General features: G+C 37.1%; 23 protein-coding genes. 3 read left to right on the plus strand and 20 right to left on the minus strand.

The window, feature by feature from the left end; genetic code table 11:
* Positions 1–47: 47 nt before the first annotated feature.
* The 8 genes from H624_RS0101700 to H624_RS0101735 all read right to left on the minus strand — a co-directional run bounded on the left by H624_RS0101700 (position 48) and on the right by H624_RS0101735 (position 9349).
* The gene (locus tag H624_RS0101700; RefSeq protein ID WP_035855619.1) at positions 48–908 is read right to left on the minus strand and encodes a metallophosphoesterase; all 861 of its coding nucleotides are present in this window, start codon (positions 906–908) and stop codon (positions 48–50) included.
* Positions 905–2155: a hemolysin family protein gene (locus H624_RS0101705; protein WP_342664962.1), complete on the minus strand. Its 1251-nt coding sequence runs from the start codon at positions 2153–2155 to the stop codon at positions 905–907. The genes H624_RS0101700 and H624_RS0101705 overlap by 4 nt, the downstream gene beginning before the upstream one ends.
* Before the next feature lie 129 nt (positions 2156–2284).
* Entirely contained in the window at positions 2285–2491 is a 207-nt protein-coding gene (gene copZ, locus H624_RS0101710; protein WP_035855628.1) for a copper chaperone CopZ, read from the minus strand.
* Positions 2492–2531: 40 nt separating this feature from the next.
* Entirely contained in the window at positions 2532–4916 is a 2385-nt protein-coding gene (locus H624_RS0101715) for a heavy metal translocating P-type ATPase (RefSeq protein ID WP_026866043.1), read from the minus strand.
* Between the two features lie 15 nt (positions 4917–4931).
* Positions 4932–5234, minus strand: a complete 303-nt coding sequence (locus H624_RS0101720; protein ID WP_026866044.1) for a metal-sensing transcriptional repressor — start codon at positions 5232–5234, stop codon at positions 4932–4934.
* Positions 5235–5345: 111 nt separating this feature from the next.
* Positions 5346–6521, minus strand: coding sequence for a M20 metallopeptidase family protein (locus tag H624_RS0101725; RefSeq protein ID WP_035855639.1), 1176 nt, complete (start codon positions 6519–6521; stop codon positions 5346–5348).
* Positions 6522–6578: 57 nt separating this feature from the next.
* The gene (locus tag H624_RS0101730; protein WP_026866046.1) at positions 6579–8105 is read right to left on the minus strand and encodes an AbgT family transporter; all 1527 of its coding nucleotides are present in this window, start codon (positions 8103–8105) and stop codon (positions 6579–6581) included.
* A 140-nt stretch (positions 8106–8245) separates the two neighbouring features.
* A complete protein-coding gene (locus tag H624_RS0101735; RefSeq protein ID WP_026866047.1) occupies positions 8246–9349 on the minus strand; it encodes an NADH-dependent flavin oxidoreductase in 1104 nt (367 codons plus the stop codon).
* A gap of 209 nt (positions 9350–9558) precedes the next feature.
* On the opposite strand from H624_RS0101735, the gene H624_RS0101740 reads away from it, so the two are divergent.
* Entirely contained in the window at positions 9559–10638 is a 1080-nt protein-coding gene (locus H624_RS0101740; protein WP_026866048.1) for a branched-chain amino acid aminotransferase, read from the plus strand.
* A 20-nt stretch (positions 10639–10658) separates the two neighbouring features.
* Here the strand turns inward: H624_RS0101740 and pdxR are convergent, their stop codons facing one another.
* Positions 10659–12011 (minus strand): MocR-like pyridoxine biosynthesis transcription factor PdxR, encoded by a 1353-nt coding sequence (gene pdxR, locus H624_RS0101745; protein WP_026866049.1) that lies wholly within the window; start codon positions 12009–12011, stop codon positions 10659–10661.
* A 94-nt stretch (positions 12012–12105) separates the two neighbouring features.
* Between pdxR and pdxS the strand changes: the two genes are divergently transcribed.
* On the plus strand, positions 12106–12960 hold the full coding sequence (pdxS, locus tag H624_RS0101750; protein WP_026866050.1) for a pyridoxal 5'-phosphate synthase lyase subunit PdxS: 855 nt from the start codon (positions 12106–12108) through the stop codon (positions 12958–12960).
* Positions 12961–13012: 52 nt separating this feature from the next.
* On the opposite strand, the gene H624_RS0101755 is transcribed toward pdxS, so the two are convergent.
* From H624_RS0101755 to H624_RS0101775, 5 genes are read right to left on the minus strand one after another with little or no spacing between them, the layout of a single operon-like run.
* Positions 13013–13753, minus strand: a complete 741-nt coding sequence (locus H624_RS0101755; RefSeq protein WP_026866051.1) for a 2-keto-4-pentenoate hydratase — start codon at positions 13751–13753, stop codon at positions 13013–13015.
* 13 nt (positions 13754–13766) lie between these two features.
* Positions 13767–14102: a cupin domain-containing protein gene (locus tag H624_RS0101760; RefSeq protein ID WP_026866052.1), complete on the minus strand. Its 336-nt coding sequence runs from the start codon at positions 14100–14102 to the stop codon at positions 13767–13769.
* Complete coding sequence (locus tag H624_RS0101765; RefSeq protein WP_026866053.1) at positions 14103–15392, minus strand: TRAP transporter large permease; 1290 nt, start codon at positions 15390–15392, stop codon at positions 14103–14105.
* Positions 15392–15856, minus strand: a complete 465-nt coding sequence (locus tag H624_RS0101770) for a TRAP transporter small permease (RefSeq protein WP_035855649.1) — start codon at positions 15854–15856, stop codon at positions 15392–15394. Before H624_RS0101770 ends, H624_RS0101765 begins: the two co-directional genes overlap by 1 nt.
* Positions 15853–16854 carry a DctP family TRAP transporter solute-binding subunit gene (locus tag H624_RS0101775; protein WP_026866055.1) on the minus strand — a complete coding sequence of 334 codons (1002 nt, stop codon included), beginning with the start codon at positions 16852–16854 and terminating at the stop codon, positions 15853–15855. The genes H624_RS0101770 and H624_RS0101775 overlap by 4 nt, the downstream gene beginning before the upstream one ends.
* Positions 16855–16982: 128 nt before the next feature.
* Here H624_RS0101775 and H624_RS0101780 point away from each other — a divergent pair, with 128 nt between their 5' ends.
* Positions 16983–18131, plus strand: coding sequence for an aminotransferase class I/II-fold pyridoxal phosphate-dependent enzyme (locus H624_RS0101780; protein ID WP_026866056.1), 1149 nt, complete (start codon positions 16983–16985; stop codon positions 18129–18131).
* A gap of 267 nt (positions 18132–18398) precedes the next feature.
* On the opposite strand, the gene lhgO is transcribed toward H624_RS0101780, so the two are convergent.
* From lhgO to H624_RS0101810, 6 genes are read right to left on the minus strand one after another with little or no spacing between them, the layout of a single operon-like run.
* Complete coding sequence (gene lhgO / locus H624_RS0101785) at positions 18399–19607, minus strand: L-2-hydroxyglutarate oxidase (RefSeq protein WP_084145671.1); 1209 nt, start codon at positions 19605–19607, stop codon at positions 18399–18401.
* Positions 19604–20881 carry a (Fe-S)-binding protein gene (locus H624_RS0101790; protein ID WP_026866058.1) on the minus strand — a complete coding sequence of 426 codons (1278 nt, stop codon included), beginning with the start codon at positions 20879–20881 and terminating at the stop codon, positions 19604–19606. The genes lhgO and H624_RS0101790 overlap by 4 nt, the downstream gene beginning before the upstream one ends.
* On the minus strand, positions 20874–22280 hold the full coding sequence (locus H624_RS0101795) for an FAD-binding oxidoreductase (RefSeq protein ID WP_026866059.1): 1407 nt from the start codon (positions 22278–22280) through the stop codon (positions 20874–20876). The genes H624_RS0101790 and H624_RS0101795 overlap by 8 nt, the downstream gene beginning before the upstream one ends.
* 10 nt (positions 22281–22290) lie before the next feature.
* The gene (locus H624_RS0101800; RefSeq protein WP_026866060.1) at positions 22291–22992 is read right to left on the minus strand and encodes a FadR/GntR family transcriptional regulator; all 702 of its coding nucleotides are present in this window, start codon (positions 22990–22992) and stop codon (positions 22291–22293) included.
* Entirely contained in the window at positions 22979–24928 is a 1950-nt protein-coding gene (locus H624_RS0101805) for a TRAP transporter permease (protein WP_026866061.1), read from the minus strand. The genes H624_RS0101800 and H624_RS0101805 overlap by 14 nt, the downstream gene beginning before the upstream one ends.
* The gene (locus H624_RS0101810; RefSeq protein WP_026866062.1) at positions 24921–25940 is read right to left on the minus strand and encodes a TAXI family TRAP transporter solute-binding subunit; all 1020 of its coding nucleotides are present in this window, start codon (positions 25938–25940) and stop codon (positions 24921–24923) included. Before H624_RS0101810 ends, H624_RS0101805 begins: the two co-directional genes overlap by 8 nt.
* Positions 25941–26119: the final 179 nt, after the last annotated feature.

Here is a 26119-nt window from a genome sequence, read left to right on the forward strand (position 1 = left end):
TAAAACTGCCTAGGGTTCTTGAAATACCAAGATCCCTAGGCAGTATTTTAATACTCTTTTTTAAGTTCTACGACAACAAGTTCAGGATGGTTAAATACCCTAAAAGGGAAGCGGCTGTTGCCAAGTCCTCGGCTGACCACCATTGTGGTGCCATCTTTTTCATATAAACCTTCTGTATATTTTGGATTAACCCCCTGATGAGGCGCATATAAACCCTTTACTATTGGTAGGCGAATCTGACCTCCATGTGCATGGCCACAAAATACTAGATCTACAGGATTCTTGCTATAGATAGATAATAGCTCAGGACGATGCGCGAGTAATATTGTAAAATTATGTGGTAAATTATTCACATTTTTTTTAATTTCATTAGAAAAATTTCTATAGGTCATAATATTCTCTTCATCACCAAAGAACCAAACATCGCTCACACCAGTGAGGTTAATCTTTTCACCCCTATGCTCAAGTTCAACAGCCTTCTTTGTCACATTCACTACATCAGAATTTCCAATAATCTCGTACAACTTATGAAACTTAGTGTAATCCGCTTCATGATTACCCGTTACATAATATGCATCCTGAATATTGGTAACCTTCTCAATAAAGGTCTTAGAACGCTTTAAAAAAGGTGTCCGTCTATCGATAACATCACCAGTAATAAAAATTACATCTGGATTAGCTTTTTTGATTGCTCTTAAGAGGTTACTTGCGCTTCGACCAAAAAAAGCATTATGATAGTCTGAAACTTGAATAATTCTATATCCATCAAAAGCACTGGGTATATTTTTATTTTTATATTGATATTTCGTCGTAATAATATGCTTATCTTCTTTCCATAAAAAACGAGCGAGAGCAATCGTAAATCCTAGGATGAGTGGTGTTATTTTTAATTTTCTAAGTATACTCATTTCTCTTCCTCATTATTTTCGTTGAATGATCTATCATGCTTCATAATTTTAACAAGACGAATCATATGATCTTCCATCTTCAAAACTTGAAATTCTAGATTATCGAGATATGTCTTATCTCCCATTTTTGGAATATCTTCAAACGCTGATAATAAGAATCCTGATAAGGTATCCTCTTCTTCTGGTATTGCTGTATTGAACAATTGATTTAGACGGTGTAAAGTAATCTTCCCATCACAGATTATCTTATCGTCACTAAAGGCACGTACAACAGAATCATTTTTTAAATCCGTTTCATCTTCTATTTCAAAACCAAGCATGGTTTCTATAATATCTTCATGTGTTAAAATACCTTCAGTTCCTCCGTATTCATCTAGAACAATCGCAAGATGTCTACGTTCTCTACTCATACGTCTTAAAACATCTTCTACATTTTGAAATTCTCTAATAGTAAGAGGTTTAGTATCACTAAAATCTAGAAGTGACTTTTCTGGTGTAACAGACCATTTCAAAAGATATTTAGAGTGAAAAACACCCACAATATCATCTAGGTCTTCATCATAAACAGGATACCTGGTATGCATGTTATTTATAACGGTATCCCTGACGTCCTCCATCTTTTCATCTTTATGGATTGCCATCATTTCTGTTCTTGGTGTTGTCATAACATCCTTAACATTTAATTCCTTAAAATCTAAGATTCCTTTTAACCTCTGTGATTCGGTCGAGGCAAGTGCCCCTTCACTATCTGCAATCTGAACTAGATTCACAATTTCATCACGCGATACTGTCCAGCTTTTTTTTGACCCCTTTGATAGTATCTTCGTTATAAAATCTGTCATTGAATTTAAGATAACAGTCAATGGATAAAAAATGATATTCAAAAATGAAATAATTGGGCGCACCGTATATGACACGCGTTCTGGAAACGCTGCTGCAATAGATTTCGGTATAACTTCTGCACAAATAATTATCGTAATTGTGAGTACAGCTGATGCAAGTGTGACACTCCACCCGTACTGAATTGCCATTGAAGTCACCAAAACCGGTGTGATTAAGTTTGCTATATTATTACCTATTAATATTGTCGTAATAAATTGACTCGGTTTATTTACCAGTTCATAGAGTTTCTCTGCTTTTTTATTTCCCCCTGCTGCTTGTGATTGCAATTTAATTTTATTAACCGCTGTTAAAGCTGTTTCACTTCCTGAGAAGAATAATGACGTTAAGAGCAAAGCAATAACCACAAATATCAATCGTGGTTCCCCCTTGTTTAAGTTATGTATTATACTTATCTTACCATTATAGAGCTTTTGATTGGAATAATAAGGTATAAAAAAACCGAAATCCGATAACGGATTTCGGCTTTCGGTTACTTATTTTATATCGTAACCTTGATTTTCTATTGCTTCTGTCATTTTTGCTCGATCGGTTACTGTATCATCGTAGTTTACTTCAACATTGTTATCTTCTAGGCTTACAGAAGCTTCAGATACACCTTCTAGATTATTCAAAGCACCTTCTACAGAAGCTTTACAGTGTCCACAAGTCATTCCTACTACATCAATTGTTGTTTTAGCCATTATATTCATCCTCCAAATTTTTATTAATTATATATTGTATTTACACTTTAACACGTTTTAAACGTAATGAGTTGGTTACCACACTTACTGAACTGAATGCCATCGCAGCTCCAGCTACCCATGGTGCTAAGAAACCTAGGGCTGCAATTGGAATTCCAAGCGTATTATAAGCAAATGCCCAGAACAAGTTCTGTTTAATATTTTTAATTGTTTCGTGACTCAGATTTACCGCTCTTGGAATTAGTGTTAAATCATCACCAAGTATTGTAAGATCCGCTGCTTCAATGGCAACTTCAGTACCAGTGCCCATGGCAATACCAACATCCGCTAAAGCTAAAGCCGGTGCATCATTGACACCGTCACCAACCATCGCAACGACTCTTCCTGATTCTTGGATACTTCTAATCTTATCCGCTTTTTGGTCAGGCAAGACTTCCGCAATCACATCATCAATACCAACTTCACGTGCAATTGCCTCTGCTGTACGTTGGTTATCTCCAGTTAACATGATGACTTCTAAACCTTGATCATGCATTTCTTTAACAGCTTCTCTAGCTGTGTCTTTAACAGTGTCAAGGACTGCTATAGAACCTTTAAAGACGCCATCAATTGCAATAAGCATTGCTGTCTTACCTTCATGCTCATACTGCTCAATATCACTATCTGCAGTACCGATATTCACTTGGTAGTCTTGCATTAACTTACGCGTACCTACTAGAATTTCTTTACCTTCAATAGTCGCTGTTACACCATGACCGGTAATTGCTTCAAAGTGATCAACATCACTTAAAGTCAGTCCTTTTTCAGTCGCATTGGCAACAATTGCTGTTGCTAATGGGTGTTCAGACCCTTTTTCTGCTGAAGCTAGAAGACGAAGTGTTTCATCATCTCCAGTAAAATCTGTAACTTCAGGTTTACCTTTAGTAACAGTACCTGTTTTGTCTAGAACAACAACATTCACCTTGTGTGTTTTCTCTAAGTGCTCTCCACCCTTATAAAGAATACCGTTTTCAGCACCCTTACCTGTACCTACCATTATAGAAGTCGGTGTTGCAAGTCCTAAAGCACATGGACAAGCAATAACAAGTACTGATATTGCTGCAACAAGTGCAGATTCTAGGTCACCTGATGGTACCAAGAAATACCACACAATAAAGGTCACGATTGCAATACCAATTACGATTGGTACAAAATAACCTGAAATAACGTCAGCCATTCTTTGAATTGGCGCCTTATTACCTTGAGCTTCTTCAACTACTTTGATAATTCCTGCTAAGGCAGTATCTTTCCCAACTTTTGTAACCCTGACTTGAACACTACCATTTTGGTTGATTGTTGCACCGATGATACTGTCCCCAGCTTCTTTTTCAATAGGAATCGATTCACCTGTTAGCATTGATTCATCAACAGAGGTTCTTCCTTTTAATAGTTCTCCGTCTACAGGGAATTTTTCACCTGGTTTAACAATTAACACATCATCCACTTTAACTTGATCTACAGAAACCATCTCTTCTTGACCATCTCTTAATACACGTGCTTCTTTTGCTTGCATGTCTAGTAATTTAGAAATGGCACCTGTCGTTTGTGATTTAGCCCTCGTTTCTAAATACTTACCGAATAGAATCAAAGTGATGATAATTGCGCTGGCTTCAAAATATAAATGTGGGTGTTCGACAGCATCTGTCATCCATAAATAAGTCTCGTAAAGACTGAAACCATATGCAGCTGTCGTCCCCATTACAACAAGGACGTCCATATTAGCCGTAAAGTTTTTTAAATTCTTATAAGCCCCGCGGTAGAATTGCCAACCTAATATAAACTGAACCGGTGTGGCAAAGGCAAGTTGGAACCATGGATTCATAAAGATATCTGGTAAGTTAACACCAAATAGGTGATCTAACATCGTGACAAGTAATGGAGCTGATAGTAACGCCGCAATAATTACTTTCCACTTCATTGTTTTTAACTCTTGGTCTTTATGGGAAACTTTTTCCTCGTTTGAGCGTTTTTGGCTTGCTTCATAACCAAGATTACCAATTTTATCGATTAAGCCTTTCTCGTCAATCATATTAGGATTGTACTCAATCATTGCATTTTCCGTCGTTAAATTGACTGTAGCATTTTCTACACCACTTGTCTTGTTCAGAACTTTTTCAATTCGGCTTGAGCATGCTGCACAAGTCATACCCGTAATATCGAGTTCTGCTTGCTCATATCGAACACCATAACCAAGGTCATTAATTTTTTTAGTAATATCTTCTGGCTGAATTTTGTCTTTATCGTATTGAATAGAAGCTTTTTCAGTTGTTAAATTGACTGTCGCATCAACATCATCCATCTTATTAAGCACTTTTTCAATACGATTTGAGCATGCTGCACAGGTCATGCCGGTAATGTTTAAATTTAAGTCATCTTTTTCTGCCAATTCTTTTCCTCCTTTCTACTTACTAAATTGTTTTAGGACTGCCATCAATTCTTCAATTGAGTCGTCCCCTTCTCCTGTATTGATTGCATCTGTTACACAGTGCTTCATATGACGTTCTGTAATTGTTAATCCTGTGTTTTTCAGTGCACTTTGAATTGCTGAAATTTGAACTAAAATATCTATACAATATCGATCTTCTTCAACCATAGATTGAATGCCTCTAACCTGTCCTTCGATACGTTTGAGTCGATTCATAATCTTTGCCTTTTCATCTTCTGGACGTGGTCTTGACATATGTTTTACCGTTTCTTCTGTCATTTTTCCACTCCTTTCTTAAGTTCAATGTTTTATCTTATATCCATACTATATACCCCTATAGGGTATTAGTCAAGTCATAAAACTAGAGACCTAAATTGGTCTCTAGAATAATTAATTATTTAGTCCTAAGCCAAGCGCAACATTAACATGTGCACGGACGCCATCTATGAAGGCATCTTCGTCAATTCCAAATTTAGGATGATGGTGTGGGTAAACATAATCTTTCTCTTCATTATATGTGCCCAGTAATATATATACCCCTGGGAGGTTAGCAGTGAAGGCGCCGAAGTCTTCCCCACCCATCATTTTCTCACTTTCGATCACTCTATCTTGACCAAAAGTCTCATCTAAAATAGTACGCACGCGCGCTGTCTCACTTTCATCATTTAATACTGCTGAATAACCGTAGTTAAATCTATAGTCATATTCTGCACCATAAACTTCACAATTCGCCTTAGCAATCGCTTCAATTTTCTCTTTAGCTAATTCTCTAATATCTGCATCTAAAGAACGAACACTACCACTGATTTCTGCCGTATGAGGAATGACATTCTTCGCTCCTGTACCTGAATTAAAGTTAGTAATTGATATGACTAGATTATCTAATGGGCCAGCCATACGTGAAACAATATCTTGAATTTGAGTCACTATCCTCGAACCGATTACTAAAGGATCAATGGCACCTTCTGGTTGAGAAGCATGACCACCTTGCCCCTGAATAGTCAGTTCAAATGTATCTGAATTTGCAGTGACCGCACCAGATTTAATATGAATCTCACCGATTGGTTTAGTTGTCATTATGTGTTGAGCAAAGACGACATCCAGGTCATCAAACAATCCTGTTTCTACCATTTCAATGGCTCCACCTGGTGGTAATTCTTCAGCATGTTGGAAAATCAAATATATTTCTCCACTAATTTTATCCTTATTTTTAGATAGGACTTCTGCTGCGCCAAGAAGCATCGATGCATGTGAGTCATGTCCACAAGCATGCATTTTCCCATCGATTTCAGATACGAAGTCTAAATCATCACGGTTCTCTTGAATAGGGAGTGCGTCAATATCTGCACGTAAACCAACTTTACGTCCAGGTTTGTCCCCTTTAATAATACCTAAGACACTCGTTTTTGTTGGTCTTTGAATCTCAATACCGTCCATTTCTTTTAGAGCATTTTCAATATAATCACTTGTCCAATACTCTTCAAAAGATAGCTCTGGATGGCGATGCATATCTCTTCTCCACCCAATAACTTTTGGAGCAACTTCTTTAATCATATTTTCTAACATATTATCTCTCCTTAATATAATGAAGAGGATTTGTATAAATCAAAGCCTCTAAATGTTTTATTCTGGTAAGTAAATTGGCCCGTTTGGTCCGACTGGTATTCCGAGTAAATACCAAATTATTATAAAGATTATCCATACTATTAAAAGTGCAATAGAGTATGGCAAGAGGTTGGCAATTACTGTACCCAACTTGATATCTTTTTGGTAACGTTGTGCATACATGATGATTAATGGTAAGAATGGCATCATTGGTGCAATTGGGTTCGTTGTTGAATCCCCAATTCTATACAGCATTTGAGTAAAGGCTGGATCATAACCAAGATACATGAACATCGGCACAAAGACTGGCGCCAAGATTGCCCATTTTGCACTCGCTGATCCAATGAGTAAGTTAATCAATGCCACAATAAGTATGAATCCTATGAATAGAGGAATACCTGTCATGTTGATTGATGTCAGTAAGTCTGACCCATAAATTGCTATGATTGGTCCAAGATTAGACCACTCAAAGTAAGCTAACATCTGCGCAGCAAAGAACACTAGGACAATATACTGCCCCATAGATGCCATAGAGTCTCCTAACATTTTAGCAAATCCTTTAGTTCCATCTAAGTTCTTCATCATGAAACCGTAAACTAAACCAGGTACAAAAAATAGTATAGTAATTAAGAACACCGCTGAATCCATTAGTGGGGATTCTTGTAAAATAGAACCTGTTTCGGGATTTCTTAGTAATCCGTTAGGTAACACTGTTGCAACGATAATAATTACGATAAATGCTAAGGCAGATAAGTTTGCCCATAGTAATGCTTTCTTTTCTTCTTTTGAAATTGGCTCCTCATCCACAGCTGGTCCATCATATTTACCCAGACGTGGGATAGAGATTCTTTTAACAACTACGTAAATCACTGCAAGTAATATAATTGAAGATGCAGCAATGAAATAATAGTTCATTGCGATATTACCAACATATTCTGAGTCAACCAATTTCGCACCTGATTCTGTAAAGCCGGCAGCAAGTGCATCCGTCATACCTAATAAAAAGTTTGCCGAGAAGGCACCATTGGTCGAAGCATAGGCCATAAAAATACCACCGATAGGATTCAAACCAAGCCTAATGAAAATCATCGCTGCGATTGGTGGAAGAATAACTGGTCCTGCATCACCTGCTACGTTAGAAATAATACCCACTAAGATAACCATTGGAATGATTAAAGCATTTGGTGTAATTTCTAGAGAACGCTTCATTAAAGCTTCAAAATAACCTGTTTTCTCTGCTAAACCGATACCAATCATAACAACTAATACCATAGCAAGCGGTGGGAAAGCACCAAAGTTGTTAATAGCCTCTGTAATAATCATGACAATACCGTCACCTGAAAGTAAGTTAACTGCCTCGATAGTCTCTCCATCTGTTGGATTCTTTGCAGATAGACCAAACATTCCCGCAATCCAAGATGCTAATAAAATTAAACCAGCAATAATCATGAAAAGTACGATTGGATCTGGCAACTTATTACCCAGCTTCTCTATTACATCTAAAAATCGTTGTGCAAAGGACTTCTTTTCTTTTTGTTCTGCCAAGTATTTTCACCCTTTCATACTATGTATATCTTTATATAAGAAAACCCTTTCCAGGGAACTTATAATAAACGATTTTACTATATATTCTCACAAATACAAACAAACCTTTGTAAATTTTTACAAAGGTTTGTGTTAATTTCTTATTTTTCTTTTAAAAATCCGAGTATATTCCACAGAGGTGTCGGTATTGAGAGTTTTTCATTATCTCCCTCAAGAAGCTTAGAATTTACCGGTTCATCATTCTTCACTTTGTTCACAAAATCTGGATTAATCAAATGAGTCTTACCGACACTCATTAAGTCATAACCTGAATTTAGTGCATTTTGTGCATCTTCCTTAGATTTAATACCCCCTGCCCCCATAATAGGGATGGCCTTAAGTGAGCTATTTCTTGCTCTAAGATATTTATCGATTAAAAGCTCTTCATCATCAGTGTCTATAATCGATGTTCTTTGCCAGTTATTAATACTGAAGTGGAAGTAATCGATTGGATATTCGGCGAGAGTATTCAAAAGATACATAGTGTCGTCAAAGTTAATGCCTGGTTCCTCTAGTTCCTCAGGTGAGAAACGATAGCCAATTATAAAATCAGATTTACCATATTCTTCGGCAGTTTCTTTCACTTTTTCAACTACACGTTCGGCAAATGTCGTACGACTTTCTCTACTACCTCCCCATTCATCTTCTCTTCTATTTGAGTGAGGTGAGAAAAATTGCTGTAAGAGATAAGTGTTTGCACCATGAAGCTCAACACCGTCAAATCCAGCTTCCATTGCTCGACGGCTCGCATCAGCAAATAATTCGATTTGTGCTTCAATCTCATCAATTTCTAAAGTTCTTGGTTCTACTGCATTATCTCTAAGCGCTTTGATATTACTTGCAGAAATTGGCTGACGTCCCATATTGAGTTCTGGACTCCCCATTCTTCCTGCATGATAGAGCTGAATGAGTGCCTTAGATCCTTTTTCCTTTATTGCACTTGCAAGTTTTCTTAAGCCTGGAATCTTATCATCAGAATCCGCACCTAAAGCACCTTCAAATGCACGTCCATAATTATCTATAAAAGTACTTTCTACAATCACAGCTGCAGGGCCATCTGCTCTAGTTGCGTAGTACTTAATCAGTTCATCAGTCACTGAACCATCATGAAATGAACATTGTGTCGTCATTGGTGCCATAACTAAACGGTTTTCGAAGGTTTGTCCATTTTTCAAATTAACTGCCTCGAAAATTTGCTTCGTCATATTAATTCCCCTAACTTTTACTAATAAAAAAAGCTTTATAACTCCATTGTACATTTAATATAAAAATATACCATATTACTTTAGTATGATTAATATAATTTATCTTTAATTCTAAATTATCTGATAATATATTGCCTTTTTAATCTAGCCTTGTTACAATGAGAACAATTTTCAAATTATTTAACTTATATTATTTAGGAGGCCCAATTATGACACAGCAATTACAAATTATTAAATCACAAAATTTAAAAGAAAAGCCTGAGGTCGCTGGGATTCCTTTCGGCTCATATTTTACCGATCACATGTTCATTATGGACTACACTGCAGAGATGGGATGGCATAATGCAAGCATCGTCCCATATGCACCATTTGAAATCTCACCTAGTGCACAAGCCCTTCATTACGGACAAACAGTTTTTGAAGGCTTAAAAGCATATAATGTTGACGGAGAAGTAACTTTGTTCCGTCCAGATGAAAACTTTAAACGATTAAATCGGTCTTTAGAACGCATGTCGATGCCAAAAATAGATGAGGAATTTGCCCTAAGTGCTCTTAGAGAATTACTTAAAATCGAACATGATTGGGTACCAGATGGTGAAAACCAAGCCCTATATATTCGCCCTTTTGTTTTTGCAGATGAATCTTACCTTGGAATCCGTCCAGCGAAATCATATAAAATGCTTATTGTACTTTCCCCGGTAGCAGGTTATTACGGCGCACAGCTAAATCCGACAAGTATCTATGTTGAGGATCATTATGTACGGGCCGTACGTGGTGGCGTTGGTGAAGCGAAGTTTGCAGGTAACTATGCTGCGAGTTTGACCGCTCAGCAAAAAGCCAACGACCTTGGTTATGAACAAGTGCTTTGGTTAGATGGTGTGCATCAAGAATACGTTGAAGAAGTAGGCAGTATGAACATTTTCTTCGTTAGAGATGGTCAACTTGTTACACCTGAATTAAACGGTTCAATCCTCCCTGGAATTACTAGAAATTCTCTAATTACGCTTGCTCGTGACTTAGGATATGAAGTTGTTGAAGAACGCATTCATATCAATGATGTTGAAAAAGGTCTAACCGATGGTTCCATTACAGAGGTATTCGGAGCGGGCACAGCAGCTGTTGTCTCTCCAGTGGGTATAATGAATATTCATGGGAAAGATTACCGTGTGAACAATAACGAAATCGGTGAAGTTACACAACAACTTTATGAGAATTTAACAGGTATTCAAACACGCAAACTAGAAGACAAACATGGATGGGTTTTTGAAGTTACTTCCACAGTGAAATAATATATTGACGAAGGTCAGAGCTAGTTTTTTGCTCTGACCTTCTTTTTTGCTTCTTGAAAAAAATAATCGAGCTTATTGATGATTTCTTTTTCATCTTTTGAGCCAACACCGATAAGTACCGTATCAGTTCCGACCCTATTTTCAGTGTAGTCTGCCATGGAAATGATAAGATGTTCTTTTGCTAATTGTCGCAGATCCACCCCTTTCAATTTTGCTACAAAATGCATACCTGTATGATAGCCGCTTAAATCAACTTCAGGATGTTTATTCTTTAAGGATTCTATTATAACTTCCATCTTTTTTCCGTAGAATTTTCTTACTCTATTAATATGTCGAACAAGATATTGTCCTTCTATAAATTTCGCAACAATATGTTGCATCTGCCTAGATACATTACAAGACAGACCTTTGTCATAGTATTTCTCTGCGAGCTCGGGAGGTAAGACCATGACAGCAATACGTAAGGAAGGGTAAATTGATTTAGAGAATGTATTGATATAAATGGTCTTGTTATTTTGGTCTAAACCTTGAAGGGAAGATAATGGTCGGCCAGTGTATCGAAATTCGCTATCGTAATCGTCTTCAATTACATAATTTTCAGTATCACTCAGTAGATTTAGTAGTTGAATTCTCTTGTTTAAAGACATGACGACACCACTTGGAAACTGATGAGATGGTGTAATGTGAACAATTTTATTATTGTATTTTTTTACCGCCTTCAGATCAATACCATCTGTATTAACTCCTGCAGTATTATATGATATTTTCAACCGAGTTAAGACATTCTTAACCACAGGATATGAGGGGTCTTCTAACGTGACTGCAGGGTAATCTAGCAGGTAAAACACCTGTTCAAGTAAGTATTCTGTCGAAGGCCCTATGAAAACCTGGTCATCAGTACACTGTACTCCCCTGTTCACATATAAGTATTCTCTTATGGCTGATTTCAATTCTGCTTCTCCACTCTTATCCCCACTGTTGAGTAGTGACCGATCTTGAAATACATCATTGCTCAATTGTTTAATAACATCATTTTGAACAATGGAAGTATCCACCTCCCCTAGAGGAAACTCCATTTTATTAAATACTGGCTTTTTAACTGATATGAGTGGTTTGCTCTGTATTTTTAATGCTTCTGTTGGCACGACGTAATGTCCACTTTTTTCCTTAGAAGAGATTAAGTTTTCTTCAACCAGTAGATTATATGCACGTTCCACTGTTGTAATGCTAATCGACACATCTTGACTCAACTGACGTTTACTCGGCAATTTAGCATTCGCATGTAAGCGACCATCTAAAATTTTAGTTTTAATATCTGTATATAACTGTTCGTAAAGCGCTACCTTGCTATTCTTTTTTAAGTCGATAAACATAATCTGACCCCTAATTTTTCTTTTAATTTGATACTTATAGAATATCAGATTATGGATTAAACTGATATTAATTTAAAGAAAAGAGGTTGTTTAGATGAACTTAGCAGAGAAATTAAAAGGTGGCGTCATCATGGATGTCGTCAATGCTGAGCAAGCAAAAATTGCTGAAGCGGCTGGTGCTGTTGCAGTCATGGCTTTAGAGCGTGTGCCATCAGATATTAGAGCAGAAGGCGGCGTTGCACGTGCTTGCGACCCAAAAATTGTTGAGGAAGTCATTAATGCTGTATCTATACCTGTAATGGCCAAATGTCGTATCGGACACATTGTTGAAGCGAGGGTATTAGAAGCAATGGGTATCGATTACATAGACGAGTCCGAAGTGCTTACGCCTGCAGATGAAGAGTTTCATCTCAAAAAAGATCAGTATAAGGCACCATTTGTTTGTGGGTGTAAAGATTTAGGAGAAGCAGCGAGACGTATAGGCGAAGGGGCATCTATGTTAAGAACAAAAGGTGAACCAGGTACTGGTAATATTGTTGAAGCCGTTCGTCACCTAAGATTAGTGAATCAACAGGTTAAGCAAATTGTAAGTATGAATGATGATGAGCTGATGACTGCATCAAAAGACTTAGGTGCACCGTATCATGTGTTACAACAAATTAAAGCATCAGGGAAATTACCGATAACAAACTTCGCAGCTGGAGGCGTAGCAACACCACAAGATGCAGCTTTAATGATGGAACTCGGTGCAGATGGTGTCTTTGTCGGTTCAGGTATCTTTAAATCAGAGCACCCTGAAAAATATGCCAAAGCAATTGTTCAAGCTGTAGAAAACTACAATGATTACAAAATGATTGGCGAACTATCAAAAGAACTCGGTTCAGCAATGCCTGGTCTTGATGTGCATAGTCTTTCGCTAGAAGAACGCATGTCAGATCGCGGTTGGTAAACGTTAGTGTAAAAAACTCGGAGAAAAATTTCTCCGAGCTTTTTACAATTATTTATTCACTCACTTTAAAGTTTACAGTACCTATGCCATCAAATTCTGCTTTGTATTCTCCAACCTCTAGTTTAATAGGTAAGATGAACGTTCCTGATGAGACAAATTGACCTGCCCTTAAAGTTTTACCTTGCGAATTTAGTTTTTCAATTAGCCACAGCATAGCATTAACTGGGTGATCCATGACTTCTGAGCTATCTCCACTTTTAACAACTTCACTATCTAAATACAGTTGCCCTTGGATTTTATCCAGCTCATTATAAGTCGCTTTCCTTCTTTCTCCGATTACAATCGCACCTGATACTGCACAATCTGCAACAACTTCGTATTTTGAAATGTTAGGAAACCAATCATCATAACGGCCATCAGGAATCTCTATGGCTGGGGCAACATCACATTTTTCTATAATACTTGTTGCATCATCATCAACAGATAAGTTTTCGTTAACATAAAAAACAAGTTCTAATTCTGCGAGTGGCACATTGTAATCTTTTAAAGATAATTCCCTGATTACCTGTCTAGTAGTAAAGGGTCCATAAACTGGCTCATGACTATCAAACAGGTTTTGCGTTTCTGGACTTGTCATAGAAATTTTATAGCCTATAGCACTATCACCTTGCATCTTTAATAGTTCATCCTGAACTTCATAAGCCGCTTCAACAGAGTCGATTTCTATATCTTGCCCCGGTGTTAACATATTTCCACTTACCCTAGCATCATAAAGCTTCTGTACATCTTGCATAGTATCTCTCCTTTTAAAAAACAATTGCCATCATCTTTAAAGGTTTCTCAGATAAATTAACCAACCCATGAGATTGCCCCTTTGTAATGATGCAGCAGTCCCCAGGACCTACTGGTTTGTATTCACCATCCGCATCTTGAAATTCTCCATTCCCACTTATAATATGATAAATTTCACTATCTTCTTGATGTTGATGGTAGCCAATAGAAGCATGTGGTCCGAGAACAATCTCCAGTACTTTATCTATACCCTCAAAATCATTCTTTTGTATATAAGATTTAGAAAAGATACTCCCTTTTCCACCAAATTTATTTTTTATCTCTTTTGTTTCTTCACCTTTAATAATCATTTACTCTCCTCCAAGTAAGTTAGGTAAAAACGTTGAAATGCTTGGTACGAATATAATTAATAACACCATTACTGCGATAATAAAGAGCACGTGCAAGATATAGGGCAGTGTATCTTCTATTCCCATCTTTCGGTCCGTTACTGAGGCACCAGCAATTAATGATAGACCAACTGGTGGCGTCACGTTCGCGAGGGCAAAATTTATGATCATCACCATTCCGAAGTGGATTGGATCCAAGCCAAATTCTACAGCAATCGGCATAAAGATTGGTGTTAATAGTACAATTAAAGAGGTGACTTCTGTTAACATACCTAGGAATAATAGTATGACTGATACAACTACTAAAATTATAAGTGGTGACTCTGCAAAGTCTAAGAAAAATCCAGATACTGCTTCAGGGATATGATTAATAGTCAGTACATATGTAAAGACATTCGCCATTGAAATAATCATTAAAATCACTGCTGAAGTAACTGCTGAATCTGCTAATATTGTTTTAAGTTTGTTAAATGATAATTCTTTATATATTAAGGTTAGTATAAAGCCGTACACAACTGCAACAACTGCTGCTTCTGTTGCTGTGGCATAACCTGAGAAGATACTACCTAATATAAAAATTGGTGTTAATAAAGGAAAGAATGCTTGGCGCGTTACCTTCCAAAATTCTTTACTAGTGATCTTATCTTCAGTTCTGTTTCCAAAACCTGCTCTTTTACTCATATACCATACATATGTTGATAGTGCGACTGTTAATATGAGTCCGGGTAGAATTCCTGCTATGAATAAATCACCAATAGAAATATTCGCCGTTATACCGAGTATAACCATGGTGATACTCGGTGGAATGATCAATCCTAAAACGCCTGCTGGTCCAATAATTGACGCTATAAATGAATTAGAGTACTTCTCCTCTTTTAGTCTTGGGACTAAGACGGAACCGACAGCGTAAGTCGTCGCGACGGTGGATCCTGATACTGAGCTGAATAAGGCAGTCGTTAAAACAGTCGTAATACCAGTACCACCTGTTAATTTTCTTGTAAATACATTGGCAAAGGCCATCAAACGACGTGTTAAGCCCCCCTTACCCATGATATTACCAGCAAGAACAAATAACGGTAGTGCTAAGTAAGAAAAGTTATTTACACCTGCAAATGATCGCTGGATTATAATTTCCAAGGGGACATCTGCAATAATTAGCATCGTTAAACCGACAATACCGATTACAAAGGCAATAGGCATACCTAGAAACAGTAAGACAAAGAATAATATCAACATTGAAATAGCTAACATCAAACCGCCTCACTTTCATCTTGAGGTAGCCAGAAATTCTGTATAATGAAATACGTTGAGAGCAAACTACTCACCGGAATTGCTAAGTAGAAAATTGTCATCGGTAATTGCAAGGTTGATGAGGTAAAGTCTAAGGACTGGTAAGAAAAAATAAAACCGTAAACTGTCAGAATTAAAAAGAACAATCCTAGAATAATATTCACAATTAAATAAAGATAGGGTCTGATCTTATCATTTGATTTTTTAACAAAGAAATTTACAGCCAGGTGCCCACGTTCATAGACTGCAATACTCGAACCTAAAAATGTCATCCATACAATGAAAAGACGTGATAACTCTTCTGTTCCTGGGAGAGAATAATTAAAGAATCTGGAAACCACTTGAGTTAAAACAATCAGCGCTAAAATCCCAATCACGACTGCACAGGTGACATACAAAACTTTTACAATAAATTTAGCAATCATTGGTCTGCCTCCCATCCAGAATTTTCTCTATAAATGTCCATCATTTCTTGACCAAACACTTCATCTTCCCACTTTTGATAGACGGGCAACATCGCTTCTCTGAACGCTTCTTTGTTCACATCATCATTTACTTCCATACCATTTTCTGCAAGAAAATCGATATGTTCTTGTTCCGTATCATCGTTAGTTACTTGAATGTCTTTTGATACTTTATCAATCTCTTCAATGATAATTTTTTGATCGTTGGAACTAATTTCATTCCAAGATTCATCATCAAAGACAATCATCAATGTGTTATAAAAGTGACCGGTTAAAGAGAGATAATCTTGTACTTCATTTAATCTTGGGGCAACGATATTAGCGAGAGGATTTTCTTGGGCATCTAAAGCGCCTTGTTGAAGCGCCCCATATACTTCACTGAAGGCCATGACTGTCGGAAGTGCACCAACAGTTTCAAATGTATCTACACGGAGTGCTGTTTCAGCGACACGAATATTCATCCCCTTTAAATCCTCCGGTTCAACAACCGGGCCCTCATTGTTCGTCACATGACGAAATCCCCATTCCATATATCCTGCTGTATGCATATCATATGTCTCGACAATATCTGCTAAATAGTCACCGAACTCGCCTTCGTAGGCAAGTCTCGCTTCTTTTTCACTCGGCCACATATAAGGTAAATCTTCAATGGCTAACCGCATATCCATGGTCTGCATTGAACCCACCATGATCGCCAACCCATTCATTGCACCAACATCAAGCTGTTGGAGCATTTCTGCCTCACTACCAAGCTGTGAGTTCGGATAGATTTCAAACTTAACTCGACCTTCAGTTTGCCTTTCTACCGATTCCCCCATTTCCTCGATCTTCTTAGCTTGTTCGGTATCTTCAGGCAAGGCATGGCCAAACTGCAAGGTTACCGTTTCTTCATCATTATTACATGCACTCAGAAACACAACCAATCCACTAAACAATATGAAAAATATGCATTGCTTCACAAGCAATCCCCCTTATTTATTAATAACTATACATTATTATGAAATTATATACAATTATCAATTCGATTTGCTTTCCTCCTTAAAGGACTCCTATAATAAATGAAAGATATATTTCAGGAGTGATACATATGCCAACAATTAATCCACGCGCCACAGCACTATCAACACCAGGCATCAGAGTTTTTTCTAACCAAGTCCAACAAATGGATGACGGTATTAACCTTACAATCGGACAACCAGACTTCCCTACACCAGATAGTGTGAAAGCTGCTGCTATACAAGCCATTAACGACAACCATACGGGTTATTCGTTAAATGCCGGGATGGTTGAGTTACGACAAGCCGTTGCTGAGTTTTTTGAAAATAAATATCAAGCTCCCTATTCAGTTGATGAAGTCGTGATTACAAGTGGTGCTAGCGAAGCGCTAGACTCAACACTCCGTACATTGCTCGTTGAAGGTGATGAAGTGATTATCACCGCACCAGCCTATCCAGCTTATGAATCATTAATAGAATTAAACGGCGGAGTTGTTAAATACTTAGATGTTTCTGATAGTGACTTCATACCCTCAATAGATAAACTAGAAGCATTAATGACAGATCGTACAAAAGCTATTCTTTTAAACTATCCATCCAATCCTACAGGCGCTTCCCTAGGTGAAAAAGAGATACAAGCCATTGTGGACTTTATTGAGCAAAAAGATGTTTTTTTAATTAGTGATGAAATATATAGTGAGAATGTCTATGAAGGACAACATATTTCCTTTGGAAGCTTTAGTAGTATAAGAGACAAGACGATTATTATTCATGGCGTTTCAAAATCTCACTCAATGACTGGATGGAGAATCGGTTACACCCTATCACCAAAGTATTTAAGCGATGAGATTTTAAAAGTACATTTAAGCAACTCCATCTGCGCTACTGTGCCAAGTCAATATGCTGCTATAGAAGCGCTGACAGGTGCCATTGATTATCCTAAAGTAATGAATGAAGCTTACCTCAAGCGTCGTGACTATATATGCGAACGACTTAAAGCGATGGGTTGTGTCGTCAAAACACCCGGTGGCGCTTTTTATATTTTCCCGTGCATCGCACACACTGGAATAGACGACTGGGAATTTGCAGTTAAGCTCTTAGAAAAAGAACATATGGCTGTCGTGCCAGGTTCAGCTTTTTCAAAATACGGTAAAGGACATATTCGTATCTCATTTGCTAGCTCTATGGAAGTTTTAGAAGAAGGTATGGATCGATTAGAGCGATTTATGAATGGATTATAATGTTGTTCATTGACTGATATTTTGATTTTACAAGTCAATGAGTTCGCTCATCTACCGACAAAGACCAAACTTTATACAAAGGGGTTGGGGCAAAACAATTCCCTTCATAAATAAGCCGGACGTTAGCAATTCTTAAGGCATCGCGTGAGCCTTTAGTCTCACGCAGATGCTATTCCCCTAGAAGTCTAACGTCCGGCTTTTCATGCATTATCGATTATTATTCGATACCTTCAGGACTTTTGCCCCAGCCCCTTTATACTTTTCAAATTAACATTTACTGATCTTCGCTTGAAATCTTCTGGCAATTTCTTTTCCAATTTCTATTGAACACGTAGCTGCAGGTGAAGGTGCATTTAATACATGAACTGAGTAATCATTTTCCTCAAAGTAAAAATCATCTAATAAGGTACCATCCGGTTTCATCGCTTGAGCTCTCACTCCCGCTTCCATTGGTGTAATATCTTTAGCTTTCAATAACGGTATTAATTTTTTAGCAGCCTTTACAAAGGCTTTCTTATTGAAGGATCGATAGTATTCACCGATACCCTCTTTGATATTCTTTATGCCCATTCGATAAAGTCCAGGAAACGTTAAAATCTCTAGCGTTTCACTTCTATCAAAACCAATTTTCTGATAAGCCTCTTTTTTTAGTCCAAGTACAGCATTTGGTCCAACATCAACACCACCTGAAATCATATTAGTGAAGTGGACACCTAGAAATGGTAATTCAGGGTTAGGAACAGGGTAGATTAAAGTTTTTACATACTTTTCTGTTTCACGACTTAATTCAAAGTATTCTCCTCTAAATGGAATGATTTTCACATCAGAGTTAATACCACTCATTTTTGCTAGTTTATCGCTGTATAGGCCAGCACAATTAATAAAATATTTAGCTTGAAATGCCTGATTTTTAGTGTGTATCACCACTTGATTATCTATAGGATCAACCGAAGTCACTTCACTGTTATAAATGACATTCCCACCGTTGTTAATGAACAACTCACCAAACTTTTCAGTCACTTCTTTATAATCCACTATCCCAGTATTTTTTACATGTATACCTCCAACAGTGTTCACAAATGGTTCTATTTCTCTCACTTTTTCCGCAGACATTAATTCCACATCTAAGCCGTTTTCCAACCCTCTTTTATAGAGATTATGAAGTCGTTCTAACTCTTCATCTTCAGTGGCAACTATCACCTTTCCACATTGATTAAAGTCGATCTCATGTTCACGACAAAAATGCATCATGGATTGTGAACCATTCCTTGCAAATTCAGCTTTATAAGACCCAGGTTTATAGTAAATCCCCGAATGTATAACACCACTATTATGACCTGTTTGATGTTTAGCAGCTTCATCTTCTTTATCCAAGACAACGATTTTTTTATCTGGCTCTATTAACGACAAATGATAAGCAGTACTCATTCCAATGATTCCCGCTCCTACAATTAATATATCAACATTTCTCATCATACTTCCACCCCACAAGATTCTGCGATAACTTCCACTAAGTGCTTGACTTCTATTACGTCACTTAAACCTTCTCTTTCAACGCCTAACTGCATCTGTATATGACAGCCAGGGTTTGAAGTAATAATCAAATTAGGTTCTGTTGCTCTGACATTTTTCATTTTCATATCTAATATTTTCATCGATTCATTATAATGAACAATATTGTAAATACCGCCTGAACCACAACATAATGACCGTTGTGGCATAGGTAAATATGTTAGTCCAGGAATTTTCTCTATCAGTTTGTCAGGTTCATTAAATACTTTTTGTACATTTTCTAAATGGCAAGATGGTTGATACACTGCATTCTTATTAATTGGGTTGATAAATTCTAAATTCAAAAATGAGAGAATCTGAGATATGTCTCTTACCTTATTAGTAAATGCTAAAGCTCGATTATGCCAGTCTGTACCAGACTTAAATAGTTTATGGTACTCTTTTAAAGTCGCTCCACACCCACCAATTGTATTGACTATATAATCAAAATCATACTTCTCAAAAGCCTCAATGTTTTTCTTTGCAAGCTCTATAGTGTCTTTTGACTCACCTGCATGATGTTGAAGTGCCCCACAACATGTTTGGTTAGGGATGTTAGTGACTTGAACATAATTTTTTTGCATTATTTTTATGGCAAGATCATTAATTCGTGCAAAAAATGAATCCATTATACATCCTTGGAAGAATCCAACCGATACATTGTTTCGTCTAAAAGGATTAATATTACGGTTGATTCGTCGACTCAATATCACGTCAGGCATTGCTTTATTTAACTCATTAAATTTTTGAACTGGTTTTAATAAGTTATAATTTTTAGTTAAGCGCTTGACTCCAGAAATTTGATACATATACAAACCTTTGTTAATCAATCTCAACACATTTTTATTTTTTAAAGCGATTTTAAATGCCAGTGTTCGATTCGTTTTTTCTATCACGCTCTGTTTTTTATTTTCCTTTAAAACCTCAACAGCCGACATCAAAATGTCACCGTACCTAACATTGGTTGGACAAACTGTTTCACACGCCCGGCACCCTAAACAAAGATCTATACCTTCTTGCATATCCCCAATTGTAATTTTACCTTCTGCTGCCATCTTAACGAGATTTATTCTACCTCTTGGAGAGTGCTTTTCTTTTTCAAAAGCTATATATGTCGGACATGCTGGTAAACAGTATCCACACTGCACACAATCGAAAGTCGCTTCATAATCCAATTTTTTCATAAGTTCATTAGTCATTTCGCAACACTAACCTTTTTTCTCCGTCTTGGGGAAATATTTTTCCTGGATTCAATATATTCTTTGGATCCATTGCTTTTTTAATCGCTTTTTGTAATTCTAATCCATCTTGGCCCACTTCTCTTTCGAAAAATGCGCGTTTCATCGTTCCAATTCCATGTTCGCCAGATAATGTACCACCAAGTTCAATAGCATAATCAAAGATTTCTTCAATTGCATCTTCGACCCTACTTACTTCTGACTGGTCCCTCATATTTGTATTAATAGATGGGTGCAAATTACCATCACCCGCGTGACCGAACACGACAATATCTAATTCATATTTATTTTTTAATTCATTAATTTTTTTAAACATGTCAGGTATTTTGCTCAATGGGACTGTAGCATCTTCTGAAATTTTGGTATAGCCACTTGTCACAATAGCGGGTGATACAAGCTTTCTTACTCGCCACAAATTTTCTTCATCTTCTTTACTTTCTGCAATTCTAATATCATTAACCCCAATACTTTCCAATGCTTCTTTAATAACATTGAGTTCTTTCGGTAATACATCCTCGTCACCATCAACTTCTATTAAGATAATAGCTGCCGCATTTCTTGGGAGATTGAGCTTAGCATAGTCTTCAACCTTATTTATTGAATTTTGATCCAGAATTTCCATTTTCGATGGTCGAACACCGGAGGTTAATATTTTTGAAATCGATTGACCTGCAGTATATAAATCATCAAAAATTGCCATTGCGGTTAAGGTATCTTGTGGTTTAGGAATTAATCTTAAAGTCGCTTCTGTAATTATACCCAGCGTTCCCTCTGAACCAATTAATAACTTTGTTAGATCATAGCCTGTAACGTTTTTAACTGTATTACCGCCAGTTCTAATCACTTTACCTTTTGCCGTAACAACTTCTAAACCAATTACATAGTCTTTTGTCACTCCGTACTTTACTCCTCTAGGACCTCCCGCATTTTCTGCGAGATTACCACCAATTGTACAAATTTTAGATGATGACGGATCAGGTGCATACATCAAATTATGTGACTCAGCGAGTTTATGAATATCCTCAGTCTTTACACCAGGACTTACTTTTATCAGTAAATCATCTGGGTATATCTCTAGCTTTTGAGTCCATTGAGAGAAGTCGAGCACAATCCCTCCATGTACTGGTAATGGTCCACCAGACAGGCTTGTTGCTGCTCCTCTAGGATATATTGGGACTTCGTATTCATCTGCCAAAATCACTGTTTCTTTAACTTCTTCTGTACTTAACACTTGTACCACAGCCTCTGGTATATACTGTCCAAAAGAGCCATCATATCCATACGAAATTCTATCGTCTATTTCAAGCAATAATCTCTCAGCAAATATCAAATTTAGTTTTTTAATTACCTTTTCCTTCATCAAACGTCACCTATATTCTGTCATCTCCAAGCTTTCTCCTCATATTAAATAAGTGTGTTTCCATATATTTTGCAGCTTGTTCAGGAGATTGGTTTTTTATGGCTTCATAAATCAATTCATGCTCTTCATATACACTTTCTCTCTTCTCAGGTTTCCCAATGTTCAATTTCAACGAGAATTCCAATGCATCTCTATGAACTGTTTGAAGATTATTGAACGTCTGTATCATGTACTCATTCTTTGTTGAAATGACGATTGCCTTGTGAAAGTCGTAGTCCGCTTCCATTCCAATCACATGCTGATTAGTGGTTATTTTCTTAAAATGTTTAAGTGCAGCAGCAATTTCCTTCAAATCTTCTTCCGTCCTTCTTAATGCAGAAAGAGGTGCGGACTGAACTTCTAAAACTGTTCTCATCTCTAGTAAATCGAGTAATTCTTTCTTGTTAAAACTCTCATAAGTATAGGCTTTAACTTGATCAGCAACAGAAGTGGTTTTAACGTAGCTACCTCTCCCCTGGCTCGACTCTACATAACCCATAGATACTAATCGACTCAAAGCTTCCCTTACTGGTACACGACTTACCTTGTAAAATTTTGAGAGTTCATTTTCAGAAGGTAGCTTTTCACCGACTTCATATTCTTTACCTTTTATGCGTTTTTCTAAATCTTTAAATATAATATCCGAAAGTTTTCCCTTTTTAATTAGGTCCATTACTCGCTTCCACCTTTTTTCTACTTCTCATAAAGTGAATGATCATCACGACAACAAATATGACAATCCCTATTAAATCCAGCATCTGATCTGTTGTTATTAAAAGGAAAGCGACAAGTATCATCAATACCTGCTCAATTATATTTAGGTTAGTTCTGATAAATTTCCCTAACCCAACAGCTAATGCATAAACCCCTATTATTGCAGTTACCAAGACACCAAGAAGTCTTAGGTATTCAATAGGTCCTTCTGAAGTATCTAATAGTATAATCGGATCATAAGCAATAATGAACGGTATGATAAAGCCTGGTAATGCTAGTCTTAGCGCTGTCCACGATGTTTTCATTGGATCAGCATTAGCAATACCTGCTCCAGTATATGCTGCAAGAGCAACCGGTGGTGTGACATTCGACATTGCTCCAAAGTAGAACACAAAGAAGTGTGCAGCCAATGGCGTTACACCTGCTTGAACAAGAGCTGGCGCTGCAGTTACAGCAACAACTATATACAATGCTGTAGATGGTAACCCAAAGCTAAGAAGGATACATGTGGCCATTACCATGATTAGAATTAAGAATAAGTTACCTCCAGCAATGTCGATAACATTGTAAGCTAACATTGAACCGACGCCACTCATTGATACGACTGCGATAATAATACCGACTGATGCACAGGCAATGGCAACTTGAACAGATCCTCTCGCACCATCACTTAATGCCTCAAAGAATTTTCTTACATTCACTCGATTGTTTTTATCTTTCGTTAAATATGAAGTGACTATTGCCGTAATAATACCTGCAAATCCTGCCATTATCGCTGTTCTCCCTGTTAATAACACAGCGAAAACAACGACGATCGGAATCAATAAGGCACCTCTTTCTAAAAGCACCTTCTTAATCTCAGGAATATTTTCCTTACTAATACCTTTTAGCCCATGTTTTTTCGCTTCAGCATCTACTGCAAAGATTAATGCTAAGTAATAAAGTAAGGCAGGTATGATTCCAGCGATAACGACAACAGTGTAAGGTACACCAAGAAAACCTGCCATTATAAACGCTGCAGCTCCCATGATTGGAGGCATAATCATACCACCAGTAGAAGCAGCGGCCTCGACACCGGCTGCAAATTTAGGTTTTAAACCTATACTTTTCATTAAAGGAATTGTAAAAGCACCTGTTGTTGCAACGTTTGCAACAGCACTACCGTTTAGTGTCCCTGTTAGTGCACTTGTAATTACTGCAACTTGAGCTGGCCCACCTCGGCGCTGCCCAGCTATTGCAAGCGCTAAGTCATTGAATAGTTTACTCGCACCACTTGCGCTTAGGAACGAACCAAACAAGATAAAAAGTACGATATAAGTAGATGCAATTGATAACGTACTTCCGAAAATACCATTAGATGTCATGTAGATTCTGTACAATAAACGTTCTATGCTAAATCCAGAATGTGCAAAATCAATAGGAAAATATGCACCGTAAACTGCGTAAATCATTGCGAGAACACTAATAATTGGAATAAACCAACCAATTGACCTTCTTGTAATTTCAAATAATACTAAAATACATAGGATTGCAAAAATGTAATCTAAATTGTTTGCCTGTGACATACGTTCCACATGTAAATTTGTATAGGTTACAGTAATGTATCCTATAGAAATAATACCTAAGCCAGCTAAAGCTAAGTCAAAATAGGAAAATTTTTGACCTGGTTTCTTTTTATTTCTTGGATATATAAAGAATCCAAGTACAACAATCAGTATCAAGAATATCGTATTTCTATAAAATTCTTGAATATTCAAGTAGCTTGATGTGAGAAGGACAAAAATTGCCAAAACAATACCAATAATAGCTGCGGCTTTAGATGGCCAACCCTCAAGTCTTTGCTTACGATATTCGTCAGGAGACACTTCAATAACTTCATCTTCATTCTTATTCATCTGAACCAGCTCCTTCCTCTAATTCCGCAGGTCTTAAATGGTCCGGAATATCAAGTCCTTGTTCTTCAAAATATCGATAAGCTCCTTCATGTAGTGGTGTGTTTAGTCCATCTAGCGCTGTTTCCACTTTCATTTCTCGAGCAGAGTTGTGTACGCCAATCATAAACTCCTGATTTTCATACAAAATTTTAGTCAAATCATATACAAAATCAGCATCCATATCCGGTGTCGCCACAAGAACGTTTGGTTGAGCAATCGTTTGTATATCCTCTTCTTGTCTCGGGTATGTTCCCGCTTCTATAGTGTATGGATACCAAGCATTTGCGACTTCATTAATCTGATCTAATTGTTCATCCGTCACTTCTAAAATACTTGCTTGTAGGTTACTTGCAAACATATCAGTAATTGCGGATACAGGCGTTCCAGCTGGTAAAGATCCACCATTCAAACGACCATCTCTCATAGAAGAAATTGTATCGTCATAACCAAGGTACTCAGTTCTTATATCTTCTTTAGTCAAACCGATTCCTTCCATCATTGTGACAGTAGACTGTTCTGTCCCACTCGCTTGTGGTCCAACAGAAAATGAAGTTCCCTCAATATCAGAGATATCTCCACTTTCCACTTCGCTATTCATAAGTACAAAGTGCTCAACATTTGGCCATATCATACCTATCGCTCTCAAGTCTTTATATTCATTACCTTCAAATATTCCAGCCCCCTCATAAGCTTGAGTTGAAATTAAATTTTGAAGAATAGACAAATCAGCCTCTCCACTTTTCATTAAATCGATATTCTCAACTGAACCAGCTGACGACTGTCCATTAAATTTAATATTTTGATCACGATAGTGTTCTGTCCAAAGTTGTCCCATCCCCACTCCAATTGGATAATAAGTACCACCTGTTGATGCTGTTGCAATGTTATATATCTCTTTCTTTTCAAAATTACATCCAGCTAATACGCTAAGTGACAAGAGCAAAATCATAATAATCGATAAACCTCTCTTCATTTGGTCTATCCCCCCCTAATTAAATGTATACGCTTACACTTGTATTACAATATGACAACCTTACAATATAAACATGTCTAAATCAAGTCTATTTTCTGATAATTTTAATCTTTTTTTGTCGATTCTATTAGTTTTTCATCTTCCACTTTAAAATAAAAAATGACTCGGACTAGTATACT

Source organism: Jeotgalicoccus marinus DSM 19772 (assembly GCF_000425825.1).
Lineage (GTDB): Bacteria > Bacillota > Bacilli > Staphylococcales > Salinicoccaceae > Jeotgalicoccus > Jeotgalicoccus marinus.